Genomic DNA, 12,344 nt, shown 5'->3' on the forward strand with positions numbered 1-12,344 from the left:
GGCTGGTGTAATGAAAATTTTATTGGTTAACAAGTTTTTCTTTATTAAGGGCGGTGCGGAAACGGTTTATTTTCAAGAGCGCGAAATGCTGAAAAAGGCCGGCATGCAGGTGATTGATTTTTCGATGCAGCATGAAAACAATTTCCCTTCGGATTATGCGGATTTTTTCGTCAAAAATATTGATTACCATAAAGAAAGTAATCTGTTAGGCGGTATTAAAACGGCAGTTAACTTTATTCATAATGCTGAAGCTTGCCGAAATATGCAGGTATTGCTGCAAAAAGAGCGCCCGGATATTGTTCACTTTCATAATATCTATCATCAGCTCACGCCAGCGTTGATTAAAGTGGCGCGTAATTTTGGCTGTAAAACGGTGTTAACCGCCCATGACTATAAGATTGTTTGCCCCTCCTACTCAATGCTACGTGACGGTAAAGTGTGCGATGCCTGCATAACCGGGACGGTTTTCAATGCGTTCAGATACCGCTGTCAGGAAGGCTCTGCCGCAAAGAGCTTACTGCTCTCTTTAGAGGCCACCTGGCAATACATCGCCCAAAATTATCAGGCGCTGGATGTGATTGTGTCCCCCAGCGCATTTTTACGCGGCATTTTGCTACGCACGCTACCGAATTCGCGTATTGATGTGATCGTCAATGGCGTAGACGACAGCCAGCCTGTCGATGAGGCCAACGATGAGGGCTATTTACTGTACTTCGGTCGCCTGAGCCGCGAAAAGGGGGTGGCAACGTTGTTGGCAGCCCATCAGAAAATGCGTAACCCGGCGACGCTGAAAATTGTCGGCCACGGCCCGCTACATGACGAGTTGGCCGCTAAATATCCTGACGTGGAGTTTTTAGGATATGTGCAGCAAGGAGAAGGCCTTAATAAGCTGATTAAGCATGCCCGGGCGGTGATCCTGCCTTCAGAGTGTTATGAAAACTGTTCGATGGCGGTATTAGAGGCAATGTCTTTTGCGAAGCCGGTAATTGGCTCACGCATTGGCGGGATCCCTGAACAAATTCGTGATGGTGTTGAAGGGGTTTTATTTACGCCGGGCAATGCGCAGGAACTGGCGGAGGCGATGGATGTACTGGTTGAAGAACCGGAGAAAGCACGAGTGATGGGCTTGAATGGACGTCAACGGCTGAGTGAGAAATATGCGCTCAGCAAGCATATGGAGATGTTGCTGGTATTGTATAAAGAACTGCTGGGCAGGCCATAGTATGCGTAAAAAAATAACGGTATTTGGTACTCGTGGTATTCCTGATGTACTGGGTGGGGTGGAAACGCACTGCCAGCATCTTTATCCGGCAATTAAGCAGTTGTGTGATGTTGATATTTGCGTGATCGCCCGCTCACCGTATGTGAATTACACACGCTCATCGTATAAGAACGTCGAAACCTATGCGCTGTGGGCGCCTAAGAAGCGCTCACTTGAAGCAATTGTTCATTCCGTTTTAGCCGCGTTCAGAACGTGCGTTGATCGTTCGGATATTGTGCACGTCCATGCTATCGGCCCGGGGTTGGTTATTCCGTTGTTGCGCCTGCTGGGTAAAAAGGTGGTTTTCACTCACCATGGTCCTGACTACGATCGTCAGAAATGGGGATACGTCGCCAAGAAAATATTATTACTCGGTGAACGCTGGGCGGTGAGGTATGCCAGTGAGGTGATCGTTATTTCAGAGGTTATTAATCAACTGATCCAGAAAAAACATGGTCGCTATGACGCGCATTTAATTCACAATGGCGTGAACGAACCGCGAGCGCTATCACAACACACTCTTCATAACACGCTGTCCCGCTATGGACTCCAGCCGAAAAATTATCTGGTGGTGGTGGGGCGATTCGTGGAAGAAAAAGGCATGCATGATGCCATTTCAGCCTATCAACAAAGCGGTATGACTATGCCGTTGGTATTAATCGGCGATGCGGATCACCCAACCGAATACAGTATTCGTCTCAAGCAGCAGGCCGCCGATACGCCAGGCGTGGTGATGACTGGATTTTTACGCGGCGATGAGTTGCAGGCGGTGTTTTCGCAGGCAAAACTATTTGTAATGCCTTCATATCACGAGGGGTTACCGATAGCGCTGCTGGAGGCCATGTCCTTTTCTCTGCCAGCGGTGGTGAGCGATATTCCTGCGAATCTGGAAGTACAGTTACCCGCAGAGGCGTATTTTCAGGTGGGCAATTTGACCCATCTGGCCGAGAAAATGACGGCGTGGGCAGCAGTAAATAGCGTTGACTATAGTGTATATTTGAAAAACTATAACTGGCATGAAATCGCCAGAAAAACAATCAACGTCTATCACTCTATTGATAAAGATATAGGTTAATTTTGCCCAGTCCTCAGAACCGCCCGCCTGTCATTGAACGATTTTATGCTCAACTTGATGAGAAGATCGCGGAGGAGTTGACCCCGGAACAAAAAGACGGGGTAGAGAAAGCGGTACTTGCCATTTCCCTGGGGTCGAGACACCAGGTTGATATTCGCAGAAGCTTTCCTTTTTTCGGTAAGCGTTTTTACCTGGTCTTTTTATTTGGCAGGGATTTACGTCAGCAACATCGCCAGGAATCGACTTTATCGAGGATCCTGCTCACATTTTTGCTGCTGTTCGCCGTGTTGTTCGTCACCTGCTGCGTATTGCTGACGCTTTACATGATCAAATCAGCGTTGGGTATTGATGTATTCCAGAATTTTCACGTGGGTATTTGGGACTGGTGGCTAAGCCTGAAAAACCACTAGCGTTAACCAACCGGTGGAGGGCGTTGCTACGATGAAGAGTCAATGGGTTTCTGCGCTGTTGTGTCTGTTCTGCCCGCTGACGGTAATGGCTGCATTAACGACCGTCACCCCTAAAGCCGTGACCGGCCCGCTGACTAACCCCGGGATAGGGGTGGCCAGTTTTCATCAGGGTTATGGTGAAACACTGGGCCTGGCGGATTACCCCAATACCGGGTTTGAATATGAACGTTTCTACTGGCGGGAACTGGAGCCCGTGGAAGGCCAGTACAATTTTGCACTGGTTGATGATGCCTTCAAATACGCGGCGGCACATCGGCCCGCGATGAACGTAGGGCTGCGGTTTATGGCGCTTGCGGAGCCGGAAAGCGGTCCGCAGATCCCTGACTGGCTGATTAAAAAAGGGGTGAAAGGCACATGGACACCCGATCATAAAACCTTTGCCCCGGATCTCGACGATCCCCTGTTTATTGCCTACAGCCAACGGCTGCTGAATGCCTTTGGCAAGCGTTACGATGGTAATCAGAATCTGGCTTTTGTGGATATCGGCATGGTGGGATCGTGGGGAGAATGGCATAACAGCAACTTTCCGACGCTGAAACCCTTGCTGGAAAGATACACGACGGCTCAATTGGATCGCTATGTCGCCATGCACTTTGCTGCATTTCCCGTGACGCCAAAAATTATGTTGATGAGCGGTGGGCAAAGCCTGGCCAATGCGGTGGCGCGAGGGGCGGGATGGCGCACGGACTGTTGGGGCGACCTGCGTGTGTTTTCTGATAGCTGGAATCATATGCATGATGATTACCCACAACGATTGCTGGCCGCTCAGAAAAGTTATTCAGGGTTCGATGATGCCTGGAAACGATCGCCGGTGAGTCTGGAAATATGCTCGTATATGCTGGACTGGAAAAATACTTTTCACTACACGCGTGCTGAAGTTCAGGGCATTTTTGACTGGGCGGTAAATCATCATGCCAGTACCCTCAACCTGAAATCGAGAACTGTGCCCGCTGAGTATCGATCCATTGTCGATGATGCATTGACAAAGCTGGGCTATCGCTTTCGTTTGGCCTCCCTGAGTCACGAATCAGTATGGGAAAACGGCCAAACGCTGGCGCTGGCGAGCACCTGGTATAATGACGGGATTGCACCGATTTACCTCCCTTACACGCTGTCATTTCGCATTATTAATGATGCTAATAAGGTGGTTGCCCAGGGGAATTCGCCGGAAGACATTCGTCACTGGCTACCGGGCAAACATCAGTTGAATTATTCGCTACCCATGCCCGGTGCGTTGCCGAGAGGAAATTACTTTATTGAGGTGGCGATCGTAGATAACTCGGGCGCTGCAAGAATTAACTTTGCCAATGAAGGGAAGCAGAGCAGCGGTTGGTATCGGGTATCGTCGCTGACAGTGCGTTAAGCAGCGGCAATGCACCTGCATTCAGGCACATTGCCGCTGGGTTTTAAACCTGATAACCAGTAGGGTTATTTTTTTGCCAGTTCCATGTGTCGCGCATCATGTCGTCAAGAGTGTGGGTAGCCTGCCAGCCCAGCTCTTTGCGCGCCAGTGACGGGTCCGACCAACACTCGGCGATATCCCCAGGCCTTCTTGCAACAATCTGATAATTTATTGTTGTTTGTGCTGCTTTTTCAAAGGCTGCAATAAGATTCATCACCGAATAGCCGATGCCGGTTCCGAGGTTAATCACCTTATAAGCCGCGCCTTTATCCTGGCAATCCAAAGCCGCTAAATGACCGGTTGCCAGGTCCATAACATGAATATAATCACGTACCCCTGTGCCATCCGGGGTCGGGTAGTCATTGCCAAACACCGATACGGTTTCTAGCTTGCCAATGGCGACCTGAGAAATATACGGAACCAGGTTATTGGGAATACCGTTCGGATCTTCACCGATTCGGCCTGATGGGTGGGCACCGACGGGGTTAAAATAGCGCAAACAGGTGATGCGAAACTCGGGATGTGCGCGGGAAAAATCCGCCAGAATCTGTTCGGCCATTAATTTGGAGGTGCCATACGGATTGGTTGTGCCTCCGGTGCGTGATTGTTCGCTGAGCGGCACGCTTTCCGGATCGCCGTAAACCGTTGCGGAAGAGCTGAATATCAGGCTGTTAACACCCGCAGCCTGCATCTCACTCAGTAAAACCAGCGTCCCATTGACATTATTATCATAATAAGCAAGTGGTTTTTTTATTGACTCTGAAACTGATTTTAATCCTGCAAAATGAATAACATCGGTAATATCATGATGCGAGAAAATTGTGCTTAATTCCTCTCTGTTCAGGATGTCGGCGATGTAGACAATAGGTTCTCTACCGGTGAGTTCCGCGACCCGATTTAATGATGTTTGCGAGGCATTTGAGAGGTTATCGATGACCACAACCTCATCACCTCTCTCCAGAAGTGTCAGAACGGTATGTGAGCCAATATAACCCGCGCCACCTGTGACAAGAATTGCCATACAGCCTCCAGAGAAATCGTATGAAAAAACGTAGATTCACCAATGCCACAGTTGTAGATGAAAAATTATCAGTGGCGTCTGGTCAGGTATAAATTTCTGTATTTCACCATGCACTTATAAGATATTTTTTTGAGTACGGATAAAAAGCTGAATGTGCTTATTTTGCTATCATAGACAATATAGCCATCCGTGAAGTTTAACGTGTGAACACCGTCGCTTTGGTTGATGGTGGCATTGATCTGTGCAACCAGATTTTCATCAAAATTCGAGGCGTTTAGTGAAGCTAATTCTTTGATGTAAATCGATTTTCCATAAGTTTCTGGTGTGCATTCCTGAGTGAGAAAGTACATTTTGCTGTCGATGCTATGGGCCGCGCCCGCTCCCCGCTGATGCGGATTGCATAGTCGCAAGGCGGGCGTTATTTTCTGCCATGGACCGCTTACACTATCAGCAGTATGGATCATCAACTCATTATTCATTGTCGTCGACAACAGATAACAGGCATCATTAAGTGAAATAAACACGTTATCTGTTAATGCAGTGCCAGAAATTAATACTTTAATGGGCTTCCAGCACCGAGGGAAATCAACGCACTGGAATAAGATAACTTCTTTTCTTTCTGACGACTCAGGGATCATAAAAAGTTGGTCATTGACCTTAAAGATAAAAGGAAAAGATAAATGACATTTTAGATAATCAAAACCGTCGAGTTTCATGTCGTCGAGTTCAACTAAATCGGCATCAAGTATACGGCAGCGCAGTATTCCCTTCGAATTACGAAAGCTTAATGCTTCATAAAAAATATAAATCTTATTATCTCGTTCAATGATGAAAGGATCGGCTTGGAAAGTATATTTCTTTTTTAACTGCTGAGCAGGAGTGTGGCTCAGGATATCCAGCGTGTTGCAGGGAAATGAGTGTGTACCATTATCCTTAATAATCATGATGTCCCACGACTCATGATAAAAAAGCATATTTATTATTTTTTTATATTTGGCTTGCATTCGCACCTGTTCCTTTTGTTGCTTCAACTCACTAAGAGCCTATCCCATTAGGGCTATTTTGCTTGCCATTTCGAACCTGGGCAGTGCTCAGAATCCTCACGTACTACGTGTACGTTCCGGTTCTTCCGCGCAGGCCGTGTTCAAACTGTCTGCGCCAATAACGCCTATTGGGATAGGCTCTAAGTACCGATATGGCAACATTAACGGCTAGTTTAAAAGCTAGTAGCAAGTGTGTTTTTTGTCCACTAACAGAAATAGTAGGGAGGGAAGGTGTGACGTTGCCAGAGCATCCTTGCTCCAGATGAAGGTTTTACTCGAAATGCACCTGCGGATTATCTGCCAGTGAAACGTACGTTTTGCTGTTTTTATCCAGTGTACGGATCTCACCGCTTTCAATGTCGTACACCCAACCGTGCAGGCGCAGCGCATTATTACGCAGTCCGACAGCGACTGATGGATGCGTTTTAATATTATTCAACTGAGCGATAACGTTCTCTTCCACCATGGCATTAACTTTATCGGTTTCGTTATCCCAGGTTTTCTTATCGACTACCGCTTTCGCCGCATCGGCATAGTGTAGCCAGTGAGCGACAGCGGGCATCGGATCCAGGCACTGGCTGGCGGCAATGGCTTTCATTGCGCCGCAGTTGGAGTGACCACAGATGACGATATCCGTCACGCCTAATGCGACAACCGCGTATTCGATGGTGGCAGACACCCCGCCAGGCTCCGGGCCAAAAGAAGGGACGATATTGCCGGCGTTGCGGATAACGAAAAGCTGCCCTGGCTCTTGCTGCGTGACCAGTTCTGGTACCAGACGGCTGTCTGAACAGGAGATGAAAAGCGCTTTAGGATTCTGGCTGGAGGCCAGGCTGCGAAAGAGTTCCTTACGTTGAGGGAAAATCTCTTTTTGGAAGTTGAGGAAGCCCTCAATGATATGTTGCATAGCAGTGTCTCTTTTCTCTGTTTAAGCAGGTTATGATGAAGATCACACTTTCCAGTGTAACACTCGCTGACGGAAGAGGAAGAGTTTATACCCGTCATACTTCAAGTTGCATGTGCGTTGACTGCGTTCGCTCACCCGAATCACTTACCTGTGTAAGCTCATCGGGATTCACTCCCTTGCCGCCTTCTTGCAACTCGAATTATTTAGGGTATATAGCAGTTCAGGGAATATCTTGGGGCTATTTTGCCCTGACGGCGCAGGGCAAATACTGAGCCTGGCGCTACACGCCGAGCCTCTTCAGGTATGCCTCTTTTAATCTGTTCATCGCTTCTTCCAGTACAGATCGCGGACAACCAACGTTTAATCGCATGTGGCCTTCTCCACCAAGGCCATATTGGTGACCTGGCGACAGGCCAAGCCTGGCCTCATGGACAAAAAAAGCGTTGAGTTGCTCATCGCTGAGGCCCATTTTTTCTGCGTTTAAAAACAGCAGGTAGGATGCGCCGCCATACACAATCGAGATCAAGGGACAGTGCTTTGCAATTTCACTTTTTACATACTCTATATTGTCAGCGAGATAGGCCAATAATTTCTGGTGCCAGTCATCACAGTGAGTATAAGCACTGTAAATGGCAGCCTGTTGTAGTGAATGGGTCTCGGCGAGATAGCAGTTATCAAGGAAATGATAGAACCGATCGCGTAGCTCATCATTTTTAATAATGGCTATTCCGCCTTGTATCGCAGCGGTATTAAAGGTTTTGCTGATAGAGGCAAGTACGATTGATTGACTGTTTGACGCCTCATTGAGGGTAAAAAATGGGTGGTGTGTCTTACCCGGTAAGGTTAAATCGCAGTGAACTTCATCCGCGATCACGATTACGCCAGCGTTGTGACAATAGTCATTTATTTTTTCAAGCGTCTCGCGATGCCATACCATTCCGCCTGGATTATGCGGAGAAGGAAAAAGAAACATTTTGCACTTTTTAAGTTTCTCTCTGAAATCATGCCAGTCTAATTCGTATCCCCCATCTTTCTCGATTAAGCGGGTTTGTACCAGATGTCTGCCGCTGGTTTTGACCAGATTAGGGTAGGGGTCATAGATTGGGCTACAGGTCAAAATATTATCCCCTGAACGGGTGAGTGCCATTAACGATAGCACGATGGTTTTGATGACCCCCGGAACAAAATGCACCCAATGTGGCTGGATAGTGCTGTCATACTGCTTCGCATACCAATGGATAACCGCTTCTTTCCATTGTGGGTAATCCAGGTTGTAGCCTTGAACGGGTTGTTCTATAACAGAACGTAGCGTATTCATAATGGGCTCTGGCGTGACAAAATCCATATCTGCAATCCACAGCGGTAATACATTGTTGGTGCCATACATCTGTTGTAATTGCCCGTACTTGCGACAATTAACATCCCTTACGACAATATCGTCAAATAAAGACATTGCTAACTCCTGGCAGGTCTCTAAAAATAAAATTTACGCAGTGAAACATAAGCGAAGCCTATTTATAAACAGAGTGAGACTATGATTTTTGCTCAACTATATATTCAGCATCGTCGTTGGGTTCATATTTAGCAATGCCTATACCGGTTGCTGCCCATAGCAGCGCAAAGATGACCCCGCTGTAGCATAAGATTGCCCAGGGCAAATAATCGAGAGTGGTGACTCCTAGCATGGTGGCACAATAAACGCCGGAAGCTGACCAGGGAATAATAGGTTCGACGACGGTCCCGGCATCTTCTGTTGTCCGCGAAAGGTTTTTTGCTGCAAGGCCTCGCTTTTTATACTCGTCTTTAAAGGCGTCACCGCATAATAGCAGAGGCAAGGTACCGTTTGCCGTGCAGGCGCAAATGGTGAACGTGGTGACAATGGTGGTGGCGACCAGACGAAATGTAGACTTAACCCCTTTTGTTAGCGCGTTAATGACGGTGTGCAGGGAGCCTGTGGCGCTCATCGCCCCGGCAAAACTAAAGGCGCTGAAGACGGTCACGAAACTACTAAACATAGAAATTGCGCCACCGCGCTCGAGCAAGCGAGAAACATCAGATGACAGCGCAGGGATACTATCGCCAGTGAGCATCGCGAGCTTAAAGCCACTGACCACCGATTCACCGACCGAGGATGCTGTGAATGCCTGAAAGACTAACGCCAGAATCATCGATACGATGGTTGACAAAAATAACATAGGGATCGGTGGTTTCTTTGACAGCGAACCGTACAAAACGATAATCGGCGGCAGCAGTAGTAGGATATTAAAGTGATAAATCTGGCCGATAGCGTTCATCAAATGGGTAATATTTTCAGGCGCACTTGATGAGGCATCAATACCCATCCCCATATAACTGTAAATAATACAGCAGATAACAAAACCAGGGCCGGTAGTCCACAGCAGATGCCCGATATGTGAGTACAGGTTTACGCCTGCTGCCAATGCGGCCATATTTGTTGAATCAGAAACTGGAGAGAGTTTATCGCCAAACCAGCATCCTGATACGATAGCTCCTGCTGCGATAGGAAGCGATACATTAAGCCCAATGGCGACGCCAATCATGGCAATTCCGACGGTACCAATCGATCCCCAGGATGTCCCGGTACAAACGGAGATGAGCGCACCCAGCAAAAAAGCAGAAATATAGAAATATTGTGGGTTAATCCACTTCAAACCATAATAGATCATCATGGGGATGGTGCCTGACACCATCCATGAGCCAATTAAAAAACCGATACTTGCGACAATCAGTATGACAGGCAGTGCCTCAGATATTTTATTACAAATAGATTGTAGAATATCATCCCACGTATAGCCGTGCGCGATAGCGATAAATGAGGCGGTTGCTGTTCCCATTAAAATCATGGGTTCTGCACGAATATTAAAAATAAAATATCCGATACTAATCCCGCCGAGCATGACTACCATGGGTAACACTGACCAAAAGAAGGATAATTTCTTTCGGTTGTTTAGGGTACAGTTTTTGTGTTCCATAATTCCATCCCAATAGTTAATGGTTATACAAATCAAATAAATCCCTGCTACAGGTCATCCAATAATTGAATGACGTAGTGACTCGCGTTGATGGCAAATGTTATTTTATTTACTGTATCAGGTTCTCTATTCTTGACTTGTTGTTTTGACGGTTATCTTCGCGTAGTAATATAAAAAGTTGTTCTGATGATACGTTATTTCTCCACATAAGGTTAATGGTTCCGCCGCTGTTGGCTGAGTTTGCGATATTGCTGCGGCGGCATACCAACGTATTTATGAAATGAGCTATAAAAACGACTACTGGAGCGAAAGCCTGCAATCGTGGCGATATCGAGTATGGTTTTATCGGTATCACTGAGCAACGCACGCACATGGTTGATACGCATGGCGGTAATATACTGTTTCATGGTCAGTTGCATCACCCGGTGAAAAATGCCCATCGCATAGTTTGGGTTGAGTTTGACGTGTTCGGCAATGGCATCAACTGTCAGCAGTTTGTCGCAGTTAGCGGCGATAAACTCAAGCATCTGGCTTACGTAAAATTGTGAATGTCGTGAAATACTGTTCTTTTGGGTACGTGATGTTTTATTACCCAGTAAAGGTTGCCAGCCTGAAAGACTAAACCGCTTGAGCATGAGGGCAATTTCATCAATAGCCAATTGGCGAATCTGTTCGTTATCGCTGTTGAGTTCACTCTGCCAGCGCTGAACTTCAAATGCGCTGAGCTGCTGTGACGCTGATGAAGTAATGACCATTCCGTGAGTCACATGATTAATCAGTTCTCTGTCCAACGGCCAGGATAAAAACAAATGCATGGGCAAGTTGAAGATCGCCATTTGTTTACAGTGCCCAGGATCGGTGAGTTGATGAGGTGTACAGGCCCAAAATAGTGTGATGTAGCCCTGTTTACTCCGTACCACTTCGTCATTGAAAAGGTATTCAACGTCGCCATCAAACGGAACATTTACTTCAACCTGACCGTGCCAGTGGCTGTATGTCATGGCTAACGGCGCCCGCAATTCGACATCCATACGCTGATACTCGGAATAGAGTGCCAGCGGGCTACGCGTCTTTTTTTCATAACTGCGGCACATATGTGGGTCATGTGGCAGTTGCGGGATACTTTTAGCCATGATGGGTGGATTCCTGAATAGTGAGTCTGACCGAGCGAGCGCGCCAAAGCATGAACATAGCTTAACCGAAAAAAAACGCCGTTTTCTCTCCGTTTTCGCGAAGTTATTCCCAAAAACTCAGATCGCCTGTTAGCCACATGAAGATCTGAGTTATCGGGAATAGCGGGTTAAGTCAACTAATCTCACAACACGGCGATGCCTTTTCTATCTGGGGACGGGACCGCTTTTTTGGCTCATAAATCGGAGTGATAGAGATGGCTGGCATTGAAGGAATATCGTATCTTTTTAAAGGTATCAACATTTAAAGGAATCATCATGTCCAGGTTTCGTATTTTAGCAACGGCCTTCGTCGCGGTTGCTGCGATGACGATGTGTGCCACCCCTGTATTTGCCAACCCGGGTAATGGGAACGGTAACAGCGGCAATCATGGTAATAGTGGTAACAAGGGAAATAGCAGTAACAGTCAGAAAGGAAATTCAGGTCAAAAAAATAATCCGCAATCTGAACAACGTAAAAATTACGGCAAACCAGATCACGTTGATAGCGACATCACTTTTAATATGGCCAGGCAGTATGCTGTCAGATACGGTTTGACGGGGTACAAATCGCTTCCTCCGGGCATTGCCAAAAACCTGGCGCGTGGCAAACCGTTACCTCCGGGTATTGCGAAGAAAAACGTTCCTGCATCGATGCTGAATCAGTTGCCGTATTACCCCGGCTATGAATGGCAGGTGGTGGGTGACAATCTGGTGCTGATCGCTCTGAGTACGGCGATTGTGACCTCCGTGATCAACGGGGTGTTTGATTAACGGTTGATTCTGTGCGAACTCAAAAGGCCGCGACAATCATCGTGGCCTTTTTAATTACCCTGACCCGTCCTGACCTGGACCCATTGTGGATAAGCATGTCAGAATCACCTGAATCCATAGCGAATTATTTTTATTTTTTTTCAGTCAACCGTTAATAATTCTGATGTGGATCGCAACCGCCAGTCAAATAGGTTGGATTCTTGAGGTGTCATCTCCATTATGTGCATTT

General features: G+C 47.0%; 11 protein-coding genes. 5 read left to right on the forward strand and 6 right to left on the reverse strand.

Features of this window, described 5'->3' with window-relative positions; all coding sequences use genetic code 11:
* Window positions 1–10 precede the first annotated feature (10 nt).
* From E4Z61_RS22355 to E4Z61_RS22370, 4 genes are read left to right on the forward strand one after another with little or no spacing between them, the layout of a single operon-like run.
* Window positions 11–1,222, forward strand: coding sequence for a glycosyltransferase family 4 protein (locus E4Z61_RS22355; protein ID WP_135324624.1), 1,212 nt, complete (start codon window positions 11–13; stop codon window positions 1,220–1,222).
* Window position 1,223: 1 nt separating this feature from the next.
* The gene (locus E4Z61_RS22360) at window positions 1,224–2,336 is read left to right on the forward strand and encodes a glycosyltransferase family 4 protein (RefSeq protein WP_135324625.1); all 1,113 of its coding nucleotides are present in this window, start codon (window positions 1,224–1,226) and stop codon (window positions 2,334–2,336) included.
* Between the two features lie 2 nt (window positions 2,337–2,338).
* Window positions 2,339–2,746 (forward strand): hypothetical protein, encoded by a 408-nt coding sequence (locus tag E4Z61_RS22365; protein WP_135324626.1) that lies wholly within the window; start codon window positions 2,339–2,341, stop codon window positions 2,744–2,746.
* Window positions 2,747–2,777: 31 nt separating this feature from the next.
* Window positions 2,778–4,169, forward strand: a complete 1,392-nt coding sequence (locus tag E4Z61_RS22370) for a DUF4832 domain-containing protein (protein ID WP_135324627.1) — start codon at window positions 2,778–2,780, stop codon at window positions 4,167–4,169.
* 43 nt (window positions 4,170–4,212) lie between these two features.
* Here E4Z61_RS22370 and galE read toward each other — a convergent pair whose 3' ends face one another.
* From galE to melR, 6 genes are all read right to left on the reverse strand, one after another.
* Entirely contained in the window at window positions 4,213–5,229 is a 1,017-nt protein-coding gene (galE, locus tag E4Z61_RS22375; protein WP_135324628.1) for a UDP-glucose 4-epimerase GalE, read from the reverse strand.
* 68 nt (window positions 5,230–5,297) lie between these two features.
* Window positions 5,298–6,233: a glucosamine inositolphosphorylceramide transferase family protein gene (locus E4Z61_RS22380; RefSeq protein WP_135324629.1), complete on the reverse strand. Its 936-nt coding sequence runs from the start codon at window positions 6,231–6,233 to the stop codon at window positions 5,298–5,300.
* Between the two features lie 310 nt (window positions 6,234–6,543).
* On the reverse strand, window positions 6,544–7,179 hold the full coding sequence (locus E4Z61_RS22385; RefSeq protein WP_135324630.1) for a carbonic anhydrase: 636 nt from the start codon (window positions 7,177–7,179) through the stop codon (window positions 6,544–6,546).
* 280 nt (window positions 7,180–7,459) lie between these two features.
* Window positions 7,460–8,632: a MalY/PatB family protein gene (locus E4Z61_RS22390; protein WP_135324631.1), complete on the reverse strand. Its 1,173-nt coding sequence runs from the start codon at window positions 8,630–8,632 to the stop codon at window positions 7,460–7,462.
* A 79-nt stretch (window positions 8,633–8,711) separates the two neighbouring features.
* Window positions 8,712–10,172 (reverse strand): Na+/H+ antiporter NhaC, encoded by a 1,461-nt coding sequence (gene nhaC / locus E4Z61_RS22395; protein WP_135324632.1) that lies wholly within the window; start codon window positions 10,170–10,172, stop codon window positions 8,712–8,714.
* A gap of 212 nt (window positions 10,173–10,384) precedes the next feature.
* Window positions 10,385–11,305, reverse strand: a complete 921-nt coding sequence (gene melR, locus E4Z61_RS22400; protein ID WP_135324633.1) for a transcriptional regulator MelR — start codon at window positions 11,303–11,305, stop codon at window positions 10,385–10,387.
* A gap of 315 nt (window positions 11,306–11,620) precedes the next feature.
* Here melR and E4Z61_RS22405 point away from each other — a divergent pair, with 315 nt between their 5' ends.
* A complete protein-coding gene (locus E4Z61_RS22405) occupies window positions 11,621–12,115 on the forward strand; it encodes an anti-virulence regulator CigR family protein (RefSeq protein ID WP_135324634.1) in 495 nt (164 codons plus the stop codon).
* Window positions 12,116–12,344: the final 229 nt, after the last annotated feature.

The organism is Citrobacter tructae (assembly GCF_004684345.1).
Taxonomy (GTDB): Bacteria; Pseudomonadota; Gammaproteobacteria; order Enterobacterales; family Enterobacteriaceae; genus Citrobacter; species Citrobacter tructae.